Source organism: Caulobacter sp. RHG1, from assembly GCF_013181195.1.
Taxonomy (GTDB): Bacteria; Pseudomonadota; Alphaproteobacteria; order Caulobacterales; family Caulobacteraceae; genus Caulobacter.
In genome coordinates this window covers 277,803-295,886 of record NZ_SMZP01000008.1, presented here as the reverse complement: position 1 = coordinate 295,886, position 18,084 = coordinate 277,803, and the positions used below count along the sequence as shown (strand labels likewise).

The following is an 18,084-nucleotide window of genomic DNA, read 5'->3' as shown; positions in this document are numbered from 1 at the left end:
GGACTTGAACCCGCTCTCTCGCCGGGAGAGGGTTGGGGATCAAGAGGAGAGCGGTTTGACGGACGCCTTGATCGTGCGGGGGCTGAGCAAGGCCTTCGCCAAGCCTGCAGTGTCGGATCTGGACCTGACGGTGCGGGCCGGCGAGCTCTATGCGCTGCTGGGGCCGAACGGGGCGGGCAAGACCACGACCTTGCGGATGGTGGCGGGGCTGACCCAGCCGGACGCGGGCGAGATCGCGATCTTCGGGGTGGACGCCCGGAAGGATCCCGCCGGCGCCAAGGCCCTGGTCGCCTGGGCCCCCGACGAGGCGATGATCTACGACAAGCTGACGCCGCTGGAATATCTGGAGTTCGTCGCCGGCCTGTGGAGCATTGAGCCGCGCACGGCCAAGGCGAAGGCCGAGCAGCTTTTGTCCACCCTGGGTCTGGCCGACGAGGCGCGCCGCCGGTGCGAGGGCTTCTCGCGCGGCATGAAGCAGAAGGTGGCCTTGGCCGGGGCGCTGATCCATGATCCCAAGCTCCTGATCCTGGACGAGCCGCTGACGGGCCTGGACGCCGCCGCGGCGCGCCTGGTCAAGGACATGCTGCAGGCGCGGGTCGACGCCGGCGGTACGGTGATCCTGACCACCCACATCCTGGAGGTCGCCGAGCGCATGGCCGACCGCATCGGCATCATCGCCGGCGGCCGCCTGCTGGCCGAGGGCACATTGGACGAGCTGCGCGGCCGGGCGGGCGAGGCTAGCGGCAAGACCCTCGAGGACGTCTTCCTGCAACTGACGGCAGAGGTTCACACGTGAGCCTGCCGTTCCGGCCCGCCTCGGCGCCCTGGCTGCTGGCCCACGAGCTGCGGCTGGCCTGGCGGGGCTTCCGGGCTGGGCGCAAGTCGAAGGGGGCGATGGTCGCCTTCGCCATCCTGGGCGTGCTGATCCTGGTCGGCGGCGTCGCCATGGGCCTGGCCCTGCGTGACATCGAGGTCCCGATCGTTCCGCTGGCGGTGGTGATCGCCGACCTCGCCCTGGCGGTGGTCCTGACCCTGATGCTGTCCAGCACGCTGGCGGCCTCGGCCGACGCCCTCTACGAGCGCGGGGACCTGGACCTGCTGTTTTCCTCACCGCTGAGGCCTGGACGGGTGTTGCTGATCCGGGCGCTGGGCCTGGCGGTCAATGCGGGTCTCTGGTTCCTGCTGCCGACGCTGCTGTTGCTGACCCCGTCGATCGTGCTGGGCCATCCGGCCTGGGCGGCGGTGTTCGTCGTGCTGATCGCCGCGGCCCTGTGCGCCACGGGTGTCGGCCTGCTGCTGGCCATGGCGCTGTTCGCCTTGATCGGTCCGCGCCGCACCCGAACCGTGGCCCAGATCCTGGCCGCCTTGATCGGCGCCGGCTTTTTCCTGGCCAGCCAGTACCGCAATCTGCTGGGTGAGCAGAGGTCCGAGAGCCTGATCGCCCGCATCGCGCTGGACGCCAAGGAAGGCCGGATCCAGCCGCCGCCCTTCGCCGACCTGCCGCTGAGGGCGGCGGTGGGCGAGCCGCTGCCGCTGCTGGCCATGGTGGCGATCGGGGCGGGGGTCTTCGCCCTGGCCGTCGTGGTGCTGGGCCGCCGCTTCGCCGATGCGGCCGCGGCCACCCAAGGGGCAGAGACCCGCAAGGCCGCCCGCGGTCCGACGCGCGCCTTCGCCGCTGGCGCCTTCCAGGCCACGGTGCGCAAGGAGTTGCGGCTGATGCGGCGCGATGCGGCCCTGCTCTCGCAGGTCTTGCTGCGAGTGCTGTATCTGGCGCCGCTGGCCTTGGTCATGGCCCGCAACGCCGGGACTCTGCCGACCGCCAGCCTGGCGGCTTCGGCGGCGGCGGTGATCATCCTGGCCGGGCAGGTGGCCGGGAGCTTGGCCTGGATCACCCTGTCGGCCGAGGACGCGCCCGATCTGCTGGCCGTCGCCCCAACGCAGATGAAGGTGCTGCGCCAGGCCAAGCTGGCGGCGGCTCTGATCCCGGTGGCGATCCTGCTGGTCGCCCCGGTCGCAGTGCTGGCCTGGTATCAGCCGCTGGCCGGCCTTTGGACCGCGATCGGCGCGGGGCTGTCGGCCTGGTGCGCGGGCCTCGTTCATGTCTGGCGCCAGAAGCCCGGCAAGCGCGCAGACTTCCGCCGCCGGCGCAGCGGTTCGCTCTTGGTCGCCATCGCCGAGATCGCAGTGTCGCTGCTGATCGGCGCCGCCACGGCGCTGGCGATCGCCGGCCTACTGGTCTGGGCGGTCCTGCCGCTGATCGTCGCCGGCGCGCTGATGATGGCCCTGCGCCGGACGGACGAGCAGATCGCCGCGGCGTTGCGGGCGGCGGCGTAGGGAGCGCCCCCTCCGTCTCGCTGCGTATCCGCAGCGATCCACCTCCCCCGCAGGCGGGTGAGGAGAAAACCTTCCTCCCCTGCGAAGCGGGGGAGGTGGCGCGAAGCGCCGGAGGGGGCGCTCTGCGGCCTTACGCCTCCAGCAGCGCCTCGATCCGGCAGACCACGCCGTCGGGCCGGAAGTCGATGTCCGCCGAGCCCGACAGTTCCGCCGCCAGGCCGCGCTCGATCAGGCGCGAGCCGAAGCCGCGGCTTTCGGGCGGGGTCACTGGCGGGCCGCCGCGTTCGGTCCAGATCAGCTCCAGGCGCGGCGCGCCGGGCTGGGCGACCTGGGTCCAGACGATCTCGACCCGGCCCTCCGGCGCCGACAGGGCTCCGTACTTGACCGCATTGGTGGCCAGCTCGTGCAGGGCCATCGACAGCGACAGGGCCGTCTTGGGCGACAGCCGCACCGCCGGACCGTTCAGGGTGAAGCGTCCCGCGCCGCCGTGCAGCGAGGCCAGGCGCATGGTCACGTCGTGCAGGTCCGCCCCTTCCCAGTTCTCGCGCGTGAGCAGGTCGTGGGCTTCCGACAGGGTGACGATGCGGCTGGAGAAGGCGGCTCTGGCGTCGTCCAGCGCGCGACCGTCGGTGAAGCTCTGGTTGGCGATGGCCTGGATGGTGGCCAGGCTGTTCTTGACGCGGTGGTTCAGCTCGTTGACCAGCAGCCGCAGGTGCAGCTCGGCCCGCTTGCGTTCGGTGACATTGACCACGGCGCCGACGAAGCGCTCGGGGCGGCCGTCGTCGCCGAAGAAGGTCTTGCCCTGCACGGCGATCCAGCGCTCGACGCCGTCGGTGGGGTTGATGGCCCGGAACTCGATGGCGTAGTCGGCGCGAAGGTCCGGATCCAGGGCCAGGCGCATGGCCTCGCGCACGCGGGGCCGGTCGTCGGGATGGACCAGCGGATAGAACATCTCCAGCGACACCGGCTGGCCTTGCGGCACGCCGAACAGGGCGTAGCAGCCCGGCGACCAGGAGAGTTCGTCGCGCAGAAGGTCGAAGTCCCAGGCCCCGACGTCGGCGGCGTCGACGGCCAGGCGCAGGGTCTCGTCCTGGCGCAGCTGCTGCTCCAGCGCCTGGCGCCGCTCGGTGACGTCGGAGACCACGCCGACGAAGCGCACGCAGCGCCCGCGCTCGAAGAACGCCCGGCCGGACACCTCGACCCAGCGGAGGTCGCCGTCGGTGCCGCGATAGATGCGGTACTCCAGATTGATCGTCCCGGGGCCGTCCGGGTCGGTGGCCACCGCGACTGCCGCCTGCACCATGGCCAGATCATCGGGGTGCATCAGGGCCTCGAACACCTCGGCCGAGGCCGGGGTGTCGGCCGGAATGCCGAAGATGGCGCGCACCTGCGGGTCCCAGTAGCGGGTGCGGGCGTCGGGGTCGTAGTCCCAGCGGCCCATGCCGGCGGCCTGGGCGGCCAGGTCCAGACCGGCGCGGGCGGCGGCGAGGGCGGCTTCGGTGGCCTTGCGCTCGGTGATGTCGACCATCACCCCGGCGGCGCGCTGCGCCTTGCCGTCGGCGCCGAGATAGGCCTTGCCGCGCACATAGACCCAGCGCACCGAGCTGTCGGCCTGGACCAAGCGGTACTCCTCGGTGAAGTCGCCGCCGCTGCGCAGGGCCAGGACCGCCTGCTCGCGGACGCGCTCGGCGTCGGCCGGATGGACGGCCGGGGTGAAGCGGTCCAGCGGCAGCCCGCCCTCGGCCTCGTCCGCCGACAGTCCATGCAGCGCGGCATAGCGCGGATCGGCATAGATCCGGTCGGCCTTCAGGTCCCACTCCCAGGCGCCGACGCCGCCGGCCGCCTCCAGCGCCATCTCGTAGCGATCCTGGGTGGTCTTGAGGGTCTTCTCGGTACGGACGGCCTTGGAGATCTCGACCGCGGTGATCAGCACGCCGCCCACGCCGGTCGGCGCGGCGATGTCGGGGATCGGGCTGTAGCTGACCGTGAAGAACGCCACCTCGCTCTCGCCGGCGTTGCGCGAGAGGCGCAGGGGCAGCTTCTCGAAGGCGAAGCCGCCGCTGGCCCCGCTCATGATGTCGTCGTGGATCTGGCGCAGCGTCTCCTGGAAGTCCGGCGAATGGACCTCGAACGGCATGCCCAGGGCTTCGGGGTGACGCTCGTGCAGGGACAGGGCGTAGGCGTCGTTATAGATCAGGGCCAACTGCGGACCCCAGCGCACGGCCATGGGGAAGTTGGTGGCCAGGATCATGTCGACGACCAGGCGCAGGCAGGGCGACCAGTCGTCCCTTGGCCCCAATGGACTTTTCGCCCAGTCGAACGACGCCACCCGCGCGGCCATTTCGCCGCCGGCAATGCGCGTCAGTTCAGGCGTGGCGCGAGGCCTGCCCTCACTCATTCCCTGTGGTCCCCCATCCGATCAACCGATCGGCCCAAGAGCTAAAGTGGACCCATCGTCGGGCTTGGCACAAGGCGGACTCCGACATAGGCGCAAAAGAAAAGCCCGGCGCGACGAACTGTCGCACCGGGCTTCAAACTCTTGGAATTGCTTATGGTTCAGTCGATGGGCGACCAGCGTTTTTCCGCGGGTGCGGCGTCGCGCTTGGGGCCGCGAAACTCGTTCTGAGGACCATTGCCTTTCGGCTTGTTGCGGCCCTGGCCTTGCGGCCCGCCACGACCTTGGCCCTGACCGCCGGGACGGCCCTGACCCTGGGCCTTCTGTCCGCCCTCGGAGCGACCGCCAGCGGCTTTGGCGCCACCGCCGGCGCCGCCGCCATTGCCGCCATTGCGGGCGCCGGGACGGTTGCGCTTGCGGCGCAGTTCCGACGGCACGTCGTTGCGCGGGTCGGCCTTGCGCGGATCGACGTACTTCTCGGCCGGAGCCAGCTTGTCGGCGACGGCGGCGGCCGCGGCCAGCTGCTTGTCGTTGCGACGGTCGAAGGACGGGATCGTCTGGCGGGTGGCCTTCTGGATGTCCTTCAGCAGGTTACGCTCGTCATCGGCGCAGAAGCTGATGGCGATGCCGTCCTTGCCCTTGCGGGCGGTGCGGCCGATCCGGTGGACATAGGCCTCCGGCACGTTGGGCAGCTCGTAGTTGATGACGTGGCTGACGTCGTTGACGTCGATGCCGCGCGCGGCGATGTCGGTGGCCACCAGGGCCCGCATCTCACCGGCCTTGAAGGCGGCCAGGGCGCGCTCGCGCTGGCCTTGCGTCTTGTCGCCGTGGATCGAGGCGGCCTCGATGCCGGCGGCGTTCAGATACTTGGCCACCCGGTCGGCGCCGCGCTTGGTGCGGGTGAAGACGATGGTGCGCTCGACGCCCGGCGCGGCCAGGATCTCGGCCAGCAGGGGACGCTTGCGCTGCGCCTCGATGAACAGGACGCGCTGGTCGATGCGCTCGACGGTGGTGGCTTGCGGCGCCACCGAGACTTGTACGGGATCATTCAGCAGCTCGCCGGCCAGCTTGCCGATTTCCGACGGCATGGTGGCCGAGAAGAACAGGTTCTGGCGGTTCTTGGTCAGCTGGCTGGCGATCTTGCGGATCGGGACCACGAAGCCCAGGTCCAGCATCTGGTCGGCTTCGTCGAGGACGAAGATCTCGGTGCCCGAGACCGTGGCCGACTTCTCGGCCATGTGGTCCATCAGGCGGCCCGGGGTGGCGACCAGAACGTCGATGCCGCCGGCCAGGGCCTTCATCTGCGGGCCGTACTTCACGCCGCCGTAGATGGTGTGGACGCTGAGGCCCATGTGGACGGCGTAGGCCTTGAAGTTCTCGGCGATCTGGGTGGCCAGTTCACGGGTCGGCGACAGCACCAGGCAGCGGAAGCCGCGGCGCGGCGCCGGCTTGCGGTCTTCGGCCAGGCGCTGAAGGATCGGCAGGGCGAAGGCGGCGGTCTTGCCGGTGCCCGTCTGGGCGATGCCCAATAGGTCCTTGCCTTGCAGCACGACCGGAATGGCCTGGGCCTGGATCGGGGTCGGCTCCTTGTAGCCCTTTTCGGCAAGGGCCTTCAGCAGCGGCTTGGCCAGGCCAAGGTCAGCAAATTGAGTCACGGGTGTTTCGTCTTTCGTGCGCCGAAAGACAGCCCATGCGTCCTCGCACGGCTGGCCCATTCGGCTAGTCGGTCGGGGAGCGCCCCGCGTGCACGGGCGATCTGATGAGAAAGCTCTCAAAGCGCTCGACAGGCTGGTCCGAAACGGACCCTCACGCGGCTGGAGCGCCAATAGCGCCAAGGTGGCGCGGGGCGGATATCGGTTATCCGAGCGGGGAAGTCAAGTTTTGTGGGAAAGACGGATCCTCCCCCGCGATGCGGGGGAGGTGGCCCAGAGGGCCGGAGGGGGCCAACTCGGCCCATATCCAGCTCGCCCCCTCAGTCGCTCCGCGACAGCTCCCCCGCATCGCGGGGGAGCAGCTATTCGGGGCTTGCCAGCGACATTCCGTCACGCCACACCCGCCGTCATGAGCAAGCCCACCGTTCTCGTCGCCGCCGCCGCCCTGATCGATGTCGATGGGCGGGTGCTGATCTGCCAGCGGCCGCAGGGCAAGCAACTGGCCGGGCTGTGGGAGTTTCCGGGCGGCAAGGTCGAGCCGGGCGAGACCCCCGAGGAATGCCTGATCCGCGAGCTGGACGAGGAGCTGGGGATCAAGGTCGCCCAGGCGTGCCTCGCCCCGTTCGTGTTCGCATCCCACAGTTACGAGTCTTTTCACCTCCTGATGCCACTGTATCTGCTGCGTCGCTGGGAGGGCCAGGTGACGCGCAAGGAGCACGAGGCGCTGGCATGGGTGAAGCCCGACAAACTCTCGGACTATCCGATGCCCCCCGCGGACGAGCCCCTGGTCGCGTGGCTGCGCGACGTTCTTTGAGCGCTTTCTGGGCTGACAGCTCCGGCGCGACCGCGGTCGAGCTGGGCATCATGGTCGCCGTCATCTGCGTGATGCTGATCAGCGCCCTGGGCGCCCTGGGCGGCAACCTCAATGGCGTCTTCACCAAGCTGTCGGGGAAGATGGCCTAGCCGGGCTTCTCGCCCGTCGACTGCTCGGTCGTTCCCAAGGCATCCGCCAGCCGCATCTTGGCCGAGCCGGGACGCAGCGGCTTCTGCTGGCTGTCGTGCGGCGCCCAGCCGGTGACGGCCACGATCTCGAACGTCGCCGGCACCCGGCCGTCGGCCTCGGCGAACCTCTCGACATAGAGCTCCAGCGCCCGCAGCAGCACCTTGCGGGGCAGGGGCTTCTTGGAGCGGTCCAGCAGCACGCTGGTCTCGCCCATGGCCCGCAGGTCCTGCAGCAGCTTGATCGGATGGGCGTATCGCACCTTGACGCGATCCACGTCCGCCACCGGCAAGGCAAAGCCCGCCCGCTGCAGCAGCGCGGCCGCGTCGCTGGCGTCGGCGAAGGGCGAGACGCGCATGGCCGCGCCGTCCGACACCTCGGCCTCGGCGGCTAGCAGGCATTGGCGCAGCTCGGTCAGGGTGGCGCCGCCGAACATCGCGCCGATGAACAGGCCGTCCGGCCGCAGCGCCCGACGGACCTGGATCAGGGCGCCGACCAGGTCATTGGTCCAGTGCAGGGCCAGGGTCGAGACCACGAGATCCAGGGTGTCGTCGCCGAATGGCAGGCGCTCCTCGTCGGCCGCGACCCGTAGGCCCGGCCGTCCGGCCAGCATCTTCGCCGACAGGTCGGTCTCGAACAGCACGTCGATGTTGGCGGCCGCGTCGCTGTCGGCCAAGGCTTTGGAAAAACTGCCGTTTCTGGATCCGAGATCGACGGCGACCGGAAAGCGTCGCAGGATCGTCTCCAGCCGCATGACCACGTCCTGGGCCGCCCGGGCCTTCAGGAAGTCGGCGGACGCATAGTCGGGCGCGGCGCGGTCGAGGCGCTGGCGGTGCAGGGTTCGGTCGAAGAGCAGGGGCGAGGCGGTCATTGCGCGCGGAACATGGCGATTCCGAACCGGGATGGAAAGCGCGGCCTCATCTTAGGGGTCTTGGGCGGTCGCTTCTGGATCTCCTGCTGCCGCCCTCCAGCCTGGACGGGGAGGCGGCGCTGAGCGGCGGGCTAACCGCGGCGGCGTTCGCGCGGGTGACCTTCCTGGACGATCCGGTCTGCGACGGCTGTGGCCTGGCGATGTCGTACGCGTCGGCCGAGCGGTGCCTGTCGTGCCTGGCCAAGCCGCGGGCGTTCGGGCGAGCGCGAGCGGCCTGCGTCTATGACGAGCACTCGCGCGACCTGATCCTGAAGCTCAAGCACGCCGACCGAACGGACCTGGCGGGTCTGTTCGCCCGCTGGCTGTCGCGTTCCGGCGCGGAGCTGCTGGGCGAGGCCGATGCGGTGGTCCCGGTGCCCGTCCACCGCGCCCGCCTGCTGACCCGTCGCTATAACCAGGCCGCCGAGATCGCCCGGCCGCTGGCCCGGACGGCGGGGATTCAGTACTTGCCCGACGCCTTGATCCGAAAGCGCGACACCGCCAGCCAGGGCGGCAAGTCGGCCTCGGGCCGCAAGCGCAACGTCGCCGCCGCCTTCGCCGTGCCGCCGGGCAAGCGCAAACAGATCGAGGGGCGGCGCATCGTCCTGGTCGATGACGTCCTGACCACCGGCGCCACCGCCGAGGGCTGCGCGCGGGCGCTTCTGGCCGCAGGCGCGGCTTCCGTGAGCCTATCGGTCGTCGCCCGCGTTACAGAAACGCAAGCGCGTCCTATATGAGGTCGCTCCACAGTCGAGCTGGATCATGGCCCAAGTCACTCTCTACACCCGTCCCTTCTGCGGCTACTGCGCCCGCGCCTTGGCTCTGCTGACCGAGAAGGGCGTCGATTTCAACGAGATCGAAGCCGGCATGGACCCGGCCCTGCGCCAGGAAATGATGACCCGTTCGGGCCGCACGACCTTCCCGCAGATCTTCATCGGCGACAGCCACATCGGCGGCTGCGACGACCTGATGGCGCTGGAGCGCGAGGGCAAGCTGGACGGCCTGCTCGCCGCATGAGCCTGCGAGTCGGCCTGATTCAGACGCGTACGCCGGCCACGCACGCGGCGGCGCTGGCGCATGTCGCGCCGCTGGTGCGCGAGGCGATCGGGCAGGGCGCTCAGTTCGTCCTGACGCCGGAATGCACCAACGTGGTTCAAAAGGACCGCGCCAAGCTGCTGCCCGCCCTGACGTCTCTCGAGGACGATCCGGTGGTAAACGGCCTGCGCGCCATCGCCGCCGAGACCGGGACTTGGATCGATGTCGGCTCGGCCCTCGTGACGCGCCCGGACGGCGACGGCCGCGCGGCCAACCGCCAGGTGGTCATTGACCCGGCCGGGGCGATCGTGGCGACCTACGACAAGCTGCACATGTTCGACGTCGACCTGCCGACCGGCGAGACGGCGCGGGAATCGGCCGCCTACCAGCCCGGCGACGCGGCGGTGGTGGTCGACACCCCGCTGGCGAAGTTCGGCCTGTCGATCTGCTACGACATGCGCTTCCCGGCCTTGCACCGCGCGCTCGCCTTGGCCGGCGCGACGGTGCTGACAGTCCCGGCCGCCTTCACCCGTCCGACCGGCGAGGCCCATTGGGAAGTGCTGCTGCGCGCCCGGGCCATCGAGACCGGCTCGTTCGTGATGGCCGCCGCGCAAGGCGGTTTCCACGAGGACGGCCGCGGCACCTGGGGCCGCTCGATCGTGGTGGGGCCATGGGGCGAGATCATCGCCCAGCTTGACCACGACGAGCCCGGCGTGCTGATGGCCGACCTCGACCTGCCGTCCGCCCTGTCGGCGCGCGCGGCGATCCCGGCCCTCCAGAACGCCCGGCCCTTCGCCGGTCCGTAAGGCACATGATCAAGTACGCCCTCCAGTGCGACCAGGCCCACGAATTCGAGGGCTGGTTCGGCTCGTCGTCCGACTATGACGACCAGTCGGCGCGCGGCCTCGTCGACTGCCCGATCTGCGGCTCGCGCGGCGTGCGCAAGCAGATCATGGCCCCGGCCGTGGCGGGCACGAAGGCCCAGAGCGCGTCGCCGGCGATCGACCCGAAGATGCGCGAGATGATGATGACGGCCATGGGCGAGGTCCGCCGACACGTCGAGGACAATTTCGACTATGTCGGCGACGCCTTCGCCAAGGAGGCCCGCGCCATCCACGAAGGGACCTCCGAGGAGCGCGGCATCTACGGCGAGGCCTCGCCCACCGAGGTCAAGGCCCTGGTCGAGGACGGCGTCAGGGTCGCCCCGCTGCCGCCGGCCGCGCCGAAGAAGACGGATGTGAACTAGCGGGGCGTTGGCTTGGCCGCGGCCAGGCCCTATGACGCCGCATGGGGTTCTATCGTCTTTCCGCAGCGCTGCTGCTGACCGCCTGCCTGCCCGTCGCCGCCTACGCCCAGGACGTCGAGCCGATCTCGGTCTGGGGCCGGCGCGCCAATGATCTGGGCCGCGCGACCTCGGCCAGCGAGGGCCGCATCGCCTATGCCGACTTCGCCGTGCGGCCGCTGCTGCGCCCGGGTGAGCTGATCGAGGCGGTGCCGGGCCTGGTCGCCACCCAGCACTCCGGCGCGGGCAAGGCCAACCAGTACTTCCTGCGCGGCTTCAACCTGGACCACGGCACGGACCTGGCCGCCTCGCTGGACGGCGTGCCGCTGAACCTGCCCAGCCACGGCCACGGCCAGGGCTATCTGGATCTCAACATCCTCACCCCCGAGTTCGTCCACGACATCGGCTTCAAGAAGGGGCCCTATTCGGCCGAGAGCGGCGATTTCGCCACCGCCGGGGCCGTAGCCTTCGAGACCGCCGACCACCTGCACGGCGACGGCCTGCAGGCCTGGGCCGGCCAGTACGACTACTACCGCGCCGTTGGCTCCAAGGCGCTGAGCCAGGACTTCATGGTCGCCGCGGACCTGTCGACCACGCGCGGCGCCTGGTCGACGCCCGAGGACCTCAAGAAGATCAACCTGCTGGGCCGGGCCATCGTCGGCGGCTGGTCGATCACCGCCCTGGCCTATGACGCCGACTGGAACGCCACCGACCAGATCCCGCGCCGCGCGGTCGAGGCCGGGACCCTGGGCCGGCTGGACGCCATCGACACGACCGATGGCGGCAGCTCCTCGCGCTACATCCTGTCGGCCCGCCGCCGCGACCTGCTGCGTGGCCTGGATACGGTGGTCTATGTCCAGCGCTACAAGCTCGATCTCTTTTCGAACTTCACCTATTTCCTCGACGATCCGGTCAATGGCGACCAGTTCCAGCAGGCCGACCAGCGCTGGATCTATGGCGGGGCGCTGACCAAGCGCTGGACCCTGGGCGATGGCTGGAGCGCCCGCACCGGCGTCACCGCCCGGGTCGACGACATCGGCAAGGTCGGCCTCTATCGCACCACGGCCCGCGTGCGCCGCGAGACCGTTCGCCAAGACGCCCTGACCGAATGGTCGACGGCCCTGTGGGGCGAGGCGTCGAAGTCGTTCGGCAAGCTGGACGCCACCTTCGGCCTGCGCGCCGATGCGATGGGCGCGGACGTCGACGCCGGCGACCCGCGCAACGCCGGCGAGGTCAGCGACCTCTTGGTCAGCCCCAAGCTGGCCCTGGCCTGGCGGGTGTCCAAGACCTTCGAGCTCTATGCCGACGCCGGGCGCGGCTTCCACTCCAACGACGCCCGCGGGGCGGTGATCACGGTCGATCCGATCACCGGCGATCCAGCCGAGCGCGCGCCGCTGTTGTCGCCCGCCGACGGCGCCGAGCTGGGCCTGCGCTGGAAGCGCGGGGACTTCATGCTGACGGCGGCGGCCTGGGCGCTGAAGGTGCAGTCCGAGCTCGTCTATGTCGGCGACGCCGGCTTCACCGAAGCCAGCGGCGGGACCAGGCGCGCAGGGATCGAGCTGCTGGCCGACTGGCGTCCGCTGCCGGGCCTGAACCTGACGGGCTCCTACGCGGCCACCCACGCCCGCTTCACCGGCGATCCGGCCGAGGGCGACCGCATTCCCAACGCCGTCAGTTCGGTGATGAGCGCTGGAGCCAGCTGGACCCTGCGCCAGGGCTCGACCCTCTCCCTGACCTGGCGCCGGCTGGGCGCGGCCCCGCTGATCGAGGACAATTCGGTGCGCTCGCGCCCGACCAGCCTGGTCAACGCCCTGTTCGTGCAGAATTTCGGCAAGGCCAGCCTGATGGTCGAGGTGCTGAACCTGACCGGCAGCCAGCGTGACGACATCGCCTATGCCTACGCCTCGCGCCTGCCGGGCGAGCCGGCGCAGGGCGTCGACGACGTCCACTTCCACCCGGTGGAACCGCGCGCGGTTCGGGCGGGTCTGAAGATCAATTTCTGATCAGACCCGCGAAATTGGGGGTGGATTTCCCCCCGTCCCCTCGCCAAGGTCCGCGCGGGGTTTCATCCGGGTACCGGGTTTTCCGAGGGGCTTTCCGAACTTGTCCAAGCGCTCTATCCGCTACGCCGTGGCCGGCGTCATCGCCGCCGCGCTCGCCGGCGCGACCTTCGTCTCGGTCGCCCAGGCCGACGCCATCAAGCAGACCAAGGCGCCCTTCGACGACAAGTTCCGCCAGCTGGAAGGCGAGGACTGGCCCACCCCGACCGACTATCGCAACGCCGCCGGCGCGCCGGGCTATCGCTACTGGCAGCAGAAGGTCGACTACGACGTCGCCGTCCGCCTCGACGAGGACAGCAAGCTGCTGACCGGTCGCGAGACCATCACCTACAAGAACAATTCGCCCGACAGCCTGCCCTATCTGTGGCTGCTGCTGGACCAGGACGCCAAGCGCGACTCGATCAGCAAGCTGACCGAGACCGTCTCGGGCGACAGCATCAGCCTGGGCCAGCTGCGCCGCATCCAGCGCTTCAAGGAGTGGGAAGGCGGCTTCACCATCAAGTCGGTGAAGGACGCCTCGGGCCGGCCGCTGACCTTCACCGTCGTCGACACCCTGCTGCGCGTGGACCTGCCCCAGGCGGTGCGCGGCAACGGCGGCGAGACCAAGCTGGTGATCGAATGGTCGCTGCCGATGATCGAGAACAAGGTGATCGGCGGCCGCAGCGGCTACGAGTGCTTCACCGGCAAGGGCGAGGACGGCAACTGCATCTACGAGGGCGCCCAGTGGTTCCCGCGCCTGGCCGTCTATTCCGACTATGAAGGCTGGCACAACAAGGCCTTCCTGGGGTCTGGCGAGTTCACCTTGGAGTTCGGCGACTATCGCGTCGCCCTGACCGTGCCGTCCGACCACGTGGTCTCGGCCACCGGCGTGCTGCAGAACCCCGCCGCCGTGCTGAGCGCCGCCCAGCGCGACCGCCTGGCCAAGGCCCGCACCGCCGCCGAGCCGGTCTATGTCGTCACCCCCGAGGAGGCCCTGGCCGCCGAGAAGGGCAAGGCCACGACCGAGAAGACCTGGGTCTTCCAGGCCAGCAACGTCCGCGACTTCGGCTGGGCCAGCTCGCGCAAGTTCGTCTGGGACGCCCTGGGCGTGAAGCAGGACGGCCCCGCCGAGCACCCGGTGGTCATGGCCATGTCGTTCTTCCCCAAGGAAGCGCGGCCGCTGTGGGACGCCTATTCGACCAAGTCGATCGCCCACACCCTGAAGGTCTATTCGGACTTCACCTTCGCCTATCCGTACCCGACCGCCCAGTCGGTCAACGGCCCGGTCGGCGGCATGGAATATCCGATGATCAGCTTCAACGGCCCGCGGCCGGTGAAGGACAAAAAGACCGGCGAGCTGACCTATACCGAGCGCGCCAAGTACGGCCTGATCGGCGTGGTGATCCACGAGGTCGGCCACAACTACTTCCCGATGATCGTCAATTCCGACGAGCGCCAGTGGACCTGGATGGACGAGGGCCTCAACAGCTTCCTCGAGTTCCAGGCCGAGATGCAGTGGGACAAGAAGTTCCCCGCCCGTCGCGGCGAGCCCAAGGACATCGTCGAGTACATGGTCAGCCAGGACCAGGTGCCGCTGATGACCCAGTCGGACTCGGTGATCCAGTTCGGCCCGAACGGCTACACCAAGCCCGCCACCGCGCTGGTCATCCTGCGCGAGACGATCATGGGCCGCCAGCTGTTCGACCGCGCGTTCAAGGAATATTCCAACCGCTGGCGCTTCAAGCATCCGACGCCGTACGACTTCTTCCGCACGATGGAAGAGTCGTCGGGCATCGACCTCGACTGGTTCTGGCGCGGTTGGTTCTACTCGACCGACCACGTCGACATCTCGCTGGACAAGGTGGTGCGCGCCCGCATCGACAGCGGCGATCCCGACGTCGAGGCCGGGGTCCGCAGGGGCGAAAACGACAAGGAGCCGGCTTCGCTGACCGCCAGCCGCAATACGGGGCAGACGGTCGTCGAGCGCGATCCCAAGACCCGCGACTTCTACGACAAGAACGACCAGTTCGCCGTCTTCGACAGCGCCCGCAAGAAGGCCAAGACCGCGCGTGACGACCTGACGCCGGAAGAGGCCGCCGCGCAGTCGACCAAGGACAACTTCTACCGCTTCACCTTCCGCAACATCGGCGGGCTGGTGATGCCGGTGATCCTGAAGATGGACTTCACCGATGGCACGTCCGAGACCGTCCGCATCCCGGCTGAGATCTGGCGCAAGAACTCCAAGCAGGTCACCTGGCAGTACGTTTCGGCCAAGGACCTGAAGGGCGCCGAGATCGACCCGCTGTGGGAGACCGCCGACGCCGACCGTGGCAACAACGTCTATGACGGCGCCATCACGCCCACGACGCTGAAGATCCAGAAGGCGCCGGAAACGGCCAACCGGATGAAGGACGCCAACGTCAAGGTCGAGCCGGGTGGTCTGGACTTCACGCCGGCGGCCGAGCCGAAGAAGGACGAAGCCCCCAAGTGACGATGCGTGCGGCCGTCCTGATCGCGGCGGCGGGCCTTGTGCTCGCCCCGCTGCCGGCGGCCGCGCACCGCGGCCACGGCGCCTTGAGCGTCGTGGAGATCGACGCCAAGACCGGCGGGATGAAGGTCACGCACCGCATCCCCGCCCATGACGCCGAGCCGGCTCTGGCCCTGATCGCGCCGAACGCCCAGGCCAGCCTGGACGATCCCGACGCCATCGCGGCGCTGAAGACCTACATGCTGCGTAGTTTCCGGGTGGCGGTGAACGGCCAGGCCGTCGATCTGGCGCTCAAGGACATGACCCTGGGCGCCGACGAGGTCCGCTTCGAATATGCCGGCCAGGTCGCGCCCGCCGACGTCAGGGCCGAGATCACCGTGCGGGCGGCGATGTTCGCCGACGTCTATGACGACGAGGTCAACCAAGTGAACATCCGCCGCCTGGGCACGACCCGCACCCTGGTGTTCGCCTCGGGCGAGGCCTGGCAGCCCCAGAGCCTCGACGCGGTCGGGCCTTAGGGCTTGAGGCCAAACGCAGAAAGGGCGCCGGACCCTTCGAGTCCGACGCCCTTCTGAAGGCTCAGTGCCGAGCTAGCCGTTAGCGATAACGGTACTCGTAGTGGCACTTCTTCTTGCCCTTGCCGATCTCGTGACCGGCCAGGCCGCCGACGCCGGCGCCCAGCAGGGCGCCTTCGGTCTTGTTGCCGCGGCCCGCGACGGTGTTGCCCACCAGGGCGCCGCCGAGCGCGCCGATGATAGCGCCGTTCTTGGCCTTGGACTTGTTACAGACCAGGACGCGTTCGCGACGGCCCTGGGCTTCGGCGGCAGTGATGGCGACGCTGCTGGCGGTGAAGGCGACAGCGGTGGCCAGGACAATGGCTTTAATACGGGGGCGCATGACGAGCTCTCCGATCGTTTGTTATTTTCGATCCCTCGAGACCTAAACGCCCAAGCTGACGGCCGGTTTCCAATCAAAGTCGGAAACTCGACCGTCGGCCTGGGGACGCGTCAGCCTTCGACGCGATAGCGGCCGTCGGCGTCGGGGCAGACGCGGACGTAGCGGTTCTCGACGCGGCCATTGTACTCGGCCGGGGCAGGGGCCAGGCGGCAGCGTTCGCTGGCGCTGGCGTAGCGGCCGTCGCTATAGCGATAGGGCTGGGTCTGGTCGTAGCTGTAGTAGTTGCCGCGCGTGTCGCACTTGGCCGAGGCGTTGCCCACGGCCGCGCCGACGCCTGCGCCGACCAGGGCGCCCAGCACGGTGCCTTCCGGACGGGCGTTGCGGGCGGCGACGTTCGAGCCCAGCGCCGCGCCGGCCAGGGCGCCGATCACGCCGCCGACGGTGGCGTTCTTCTTGGCGTCCTGACGACAGTCGTCGCGATAGTTGACGCTGGCGCTGGTGTCGATGCCCACGGCCCCGGCGTAGGGTGCGCCGTAACGGCTGGCCTCGCCCGGATTGCGGCGGTCATAGGCGCCGTAGCCATAGCGGCGGTCATAGTCGTCGCGGGCGCGGGTGTAGCGGTCGCGATCGCGCTCCCACTGGTCGCGATTGGCGTCATAGCCCGAGGCCTGGCTCACCCCGCTCATGCGGAAACGGTCGGCCTCGCGCGGGTTGCGGCGGTCGTAAGCGCCCTCGCCATAGCGGCGGTCGTAGTCGTAGCGGGCGCGTTCGTAGGTGGCGCGGCCACGCTCGAACTCGGCCTGCTCGGCGTAGTAGGCGGCGCTGTCGCGATACTGGGCGACGCGATAGCGCTCGGCATAGCTGGGATTGCGGCGGTCATAGGCGCCGCGGCCATAGCGGCGGTCATAGTCGTCGCGAGTGCGCATGTAGTTGGCCCGGTCGCGCTCATAGGCGTCCTGGCGGTCCTGATACTCGGCCACGCGCTCGTAATAGTTGGAGCGCTGGTTGTCGTAGTTGCGCAGGCTCTGCTGGTAGGCCGAGTCCTGAGCGAAGGCGGCGGGCGCGATCGCGCCGAACGCCACGGTGGCGGCGAGCGCTGCTGCAAGCGTCTTGGAAGTCATGAGAGGCTCCGTTCCCTTTTCGAACGGATCGACGTCCGACCCCGACACGGGCCGTCAATCCGGGTGCTTTGTCCCTGTCGAGCAGAAAGCCCGCGCAGCGGCGAAGTTCCCGGAAGGCGTACGGTTCAACCCCTGGTCACTGTCATCATGTAGTTGATGTCTGTGTCGCTTGAACGGCTCCAGCGGCCGGTCAGCGGGTTGTAGGCCACGCCGAACGGGCCCTGCATCTCGACCGGCTCGCTGCTGAGGAAGGCGCGCAGCTCTTCGGGCTTCAGGAACTGGTTCCAGTCGTGGGTGCCGGCCGGCACCCAGCGCAGCACGTATTCGGCCCCGATCTTCGCCAGGGCCAGGGCCTTCAGCGTGCGGTTCAGGGTGGCCACGATCATCAGGCCGCCGGGCTTGAGCAGCTTGGAGCAGGTGCGCAGGAACTCGCCCGGATCAGCCACGTGCTCGATGACCTCCATGGTCAGCACCACGTCGAACGGCCCCGCGCCCTCGGCCAGCAACTGCTCGGCGGTGGCGGGGCGGTAGCCGATGGTCAGGCCCTGCTCGGCCGCATGGGTCGCGGCGGTCTTGATGTTCTTTTCCGAGGCGTCGACGGCGGTGACCTCAAAGCCCAGGCGCGCCATCGGCTCGGACAGCAGGCCGCCGCCGCAGCCGATGTCGAGCAAGGTCAGGCCCTGGAACGGCTGACGCGCCGCGCCGTCGCGGCCGAACCGCACCAGCGCCTGCTCGCGGATGAAGGCCAGGCGGCAGGGATTGAACACGTGCAGCGGCGCGAACTTGCCCTTGGGATCCCACCACTCGGCGGCGATCGCCGAGAACCGCGCCACGTCGGCGGGGTCGATGCTCCAGGAGGAGGGGGCGGCTTCAGCGGCTTGAGTCATGGGGCTTGTCTATCACGCGCGGTTCCTCTCGCCACGATCCGTGA

The 18,084-nt window shown here is 69.4% G+C and carries 17 protein-coding genes; 11 read left to right on the top strand and 6 right to left on the bottom strand.

Translation table 11 applies throughout. The features are described 5' to 3' along the window. Positions 1-55: 55 nt before the first annotated feature. Both E1H18_RS21735 and E1H18_RS21730 read left to right on the top strand, forming a co-directional pair. The gene (locus E1H18_RS21735; protein WP_172272633.1) at positions 56-796 is read left to right on the top strand and encodes an ABC transporter ATP-binding protein; all 741 of its coding nucleotides are present in this window, start codon (positions 56-58) and stop codon (positions 794-796) included. Then, the gene (locus E1H18_RS21730) at positions 793-2,334 is read left to right on the top strand and encodes a hypothetical protein (protein WP_172272630.1); all 1,542 of its coding nucleotides are present in this window, start codon (positions 793-795) and stop codon (positions 2,332-2,334) included. Before E1H18_RS21735 ends, E1H18_RS21730 begins: the two co-directional genes overlap by 4 nt. Positions 2,335-2,464: 130 nt before the next feature. Here E1H18_RS21730 and E1H18_RS21725 read toward each other — a convergent pair whose 3' ends face one another. Both E1H18_RS21725 and E1H18_RS21720 read right to left on the bottom strand, forming a co-directional pair. Beyond that, a complete protein-coding gene (locus tag E1H18_RS21725; protein WP_172272627.1) occupies positions 2,465-4,732 on the bottom strand; it encodes a sensor histidine kinase in 2,268 nt (755 codons plus the stop codon). A gap of 158 nt (positions 4,733-4,890) precedes the next feature. Continuing rightward, complete coding sequence (locus E1H18_RS21720; RefSeq protein WP_172272622.1) at positions 4,891-6,384, bottom strand: DEAD/DEAH box helicase; 1,494 nt, start codon at positions 6,382-6,384, stop codon at positions 4,891-4,893. A 406-nt stretch (positions 6,385-6,790) separates the two neighbouring features. On the opposite strand from E1H18_RS21720, the gene mutT reads away from it, so the two are divergent. Continuing rightward, complete coding sequence (gene mutT / locus E1H18_RS21715; protein WP_172272619.1) at positions 6,791-7,195, top strand: 8-oxo-dGTP diphosphatase MutT; 405 nt, start codon at positions 6,791-6,793, stop codon at positions 7,193-7,195. Then, positions 7,192-7,344, top strand: a complete 153-nt coding sequence (locus tag E1H18_RS21710; protein WP_241736133.1) for a Flp family type IVb pilin — start codon at positions 7,192-7,194, stop codon at positions 7,342-7,344. The genes mutT and E1H18_RS21710 overlap by 4 nt, the downstream gene beginning before the upstream one ends. On the opposite strand, the gene E1H18_RS21705 is transcribed toward E1H18_RS21710, so the two are convergent. After that, positions 7,341-8,252 (bottom strand): methyltransferase domain-containing protein, encoded by a 912-nt coding sequence (locus E1H18_RS21705; RefSeq protein ID WP_172272613.1) that lies wholly within the window; start codon positions 8,250-8,252, stop codon positions 7,341-7,343. The genes E1H18_RS21710 and E1H18_RS21705 overlap by 4 nt on opposite strands. Between E1H18_RS21705 and E1H18_RS21700 the strand changes: the two genes are divergently transcribed. From E1H18_RS21700 to E1H18_RS21670, 7 genes are all read left to right on the top strand, one after another. Further along, complete coding sequence (locus tag E1H18_RS21700; RefSeq protein WP_172272610.1) at positions 8,252-9,028, top strand: ComF family protein; 777 nt, start codon at positions 8,252-8,254, stop codon at positions 9,026-9,028. The two genes, E1H18_RS21705 and E1H18_RS21700, sit on opposite strands and share 1 nt — an antisense overlap. A gap of 25 nt (positions 9,029-9,053) precedes the next feature. Continuing rightward, positions 9,054-9,308 carry a glutaredoxin 3 gene (gene grxC / locus E1H18_RS21695; RefSeq protein WP_172272607.1) on the top strand — a complete coding sequence of 85 codons (255 nt, stop codon included), beginning with the start codon at positions 9,054-9,056 and terminating at the stop codon, positions 9,306-9,308. Beyond that, positions 9,305-10,132: a carbon-nitrogen hydrolase family protein gene (locus E1H18_RS21690; protein ID WP_172272604.1), complete on the top strand. Its 828-nt coding sequence runs from the start codon at positions 9,305-9,307 to the stop codon at positions 10,130-10,132. The genes grxC and E1H18_RS21690 overlap by 4 nt, the downstream gene beginning before the upstream one ends. A 5-nt stretch (positions 10,133-10,137) precedes the next feature. Further along, entirely contained in the window at positions 10,138-10,572 is a 435-nt protein-coding gene (locus tag E1H18_RS21685; protein ID WP_172272601.1) for a DUF1178 family protein, read from the top strand. A 41-nt stretch (positions 10,573-10,613) separates the two neighbouring features. Next, positions 10,614-12,611 carry a TonB-dependent receptor gene (locus E1H18_RS21680; RefSeq protein WP_172272598.1) on the top strand — a complete coding sequence of 666 codons (1,998 nt, stop codon included), beginning with the start codon at positions 10,614-10,616 and terminating at the stop codon, positions 12,609-12,611. 64 nt (positions 12,612-12,675) lie between these two features. Beyond that, a complete protein-coding gene (locus E1H18_RS21675; RefSeq protein ID WP_172272831.1) occupies positions 12,676-15,138 on the top strand; it encodes a M1 family metallopeptidase in 2,463 nt (820 codons plus the stop codon). Between the two features lie 2 nt (positions 15,139-15,140). After that, complete coding sequence (locus E1H18_RS21670) at positions 15,141-15,653, top strand: DUF6702 family protein (protein WP_172272828.1); 513 nt, start codon at positions 15,141-15,143, stop codon at positions 15,651-15,653. A 79-nt stretch (positions 15,654-15,732) separates the two neighbouring features. On the opposite strand, the gene E1H18_RS21665 is transcribed toward E1H18_RS21670, so the two are convergent. The 3 genes from E1H18_RS21665 to ubiG all read right to left on the bottom strand — a co-directional run bounded on the left by E1H18_RS21665 (position 15,733) and on the right by ubiG (position 18,040). Further along, positions 15,733-16,032 carry a glycine zipper 2TM domain-containing protein gene (locus tag E1H18_RS21665; RefSeq protein ID WP_172272595.1) on the bottom strand — a complete coding sequence of 100 codons (300 nt, stop codon included), beginning with the start codon at positions 16,030-16,032 and terminating at the stop codon, positions 15,733-15,735. Positions 16,033-16,142: 110 nt separating this feature from the next. Then, positions 16,143-17,153: a glycine zipper domain-containing protein gene (locus tag E1H18_RS21660; RefSeq protein WP_172272592.1), complete on the bottom strand. Its 1,011-nt coding sequence runs from the start codon at positions 17,151-17,153 to the stop codon at positions 16,143-16,145. A gap of 125 nt (positions 17,154-17,278) precedes the next feature. Next, entirely contained in the window at positions 17,279-18,040 is a 762-nt protein-coding gene (gene ubiG, locus E1H18_RS21655; RefSeq protein ID WP_172272589.1) for a bifunctional 2-polyprenyl-6-hydroxyphenol methylase/3-demethylubiquinol 3-O-methyltransferase UbiG, read from the bottom strand. Positions 18,041-18,084: the final 44 nt, after the last annotated feature.

Excerpts from the sequence above, each read along its gene's own strand:
- E1H18_RS21725 (WP_172272627.1), bottom strand. The coding sequence starts at position 4,732 with ATGAGTGAGGGCAGGCCTCGCGCCACGCCTGAACTGACGCGCATTGCC.
- mutT (WP_172272619.1), top strand. The coding sequence starts at position 6,791 with ATGAGCAAGCCCACCGTTCTCGTCGCCGCCGCCGCCCTGATCGATGTC.
- E1H18_RS21705 (WP_172272613.1), bottom strand. The coding sequence starts at position 8,252 with ATGACCGCCTCGCCCCTGCTCTTCGACCGAACCCTGCACCGCCAGCGC.
- grxC (WP_172272607.1), top strand. The coding sequence starts at position 9,054 with ATGGCCCAAGTCACTCTCTACACCCGTCCCTTCTGCGGCTACTGCGCC.
- E1H18_RS21690 (WP_172272604.1), top strand. The coding sequence starts at position 9,305 with ATGAGCCTGCGAGTCGGCCTGATTCAGACGCGTACGCCGGCCACGCAC.
- E1H18_RS21685 (WP_172272601.1), top strand. The coding sequence starts at position 10,138 with ATGATCAAGTACGCCCTCCAGTGCGACCAGGCCCACGAATTCGAGGGC.
- E1H18_RS21680 (WP_172272598.1), top strand. The coding sequence starts at position 10,614 with ATGGGGTTCTATCGTCTTTCCGCAGCGCTGCTGCTGACCGCCTGCCTG.
- E1H18_RS21670 (WP_172272828.1), top strand. The coding sequence starts at position 15,141 with ATGCGTGCGGCCGTCCTGATCGCGGCGGCGGGCCTTGTGCTCGCCCCG.
- E1H18_RS21665 (WP_172272595.1), bottom strand. The coding sequence starts at position 16,032 with ATGCGCCCCCGTATTAAAGCCATTGTCCTGGCCACCGCTGTCGCCTTC.
- E1H18_RS21660 (WP_172272592.1), bottom strand. The coding sequence starts at position 17,153 with ATGACTTCCAAGACGCTTGCAGCAGCGCTCGCCGCCACCGTGGCGTTC.
- ubiG (WP_172272589.1), bottom strand. The coding sequence starts at position 18,040 with ATGACTCAAGCCGCTGAAGCCGCCCCCTCCTCCTGGAGCATCGACCCC.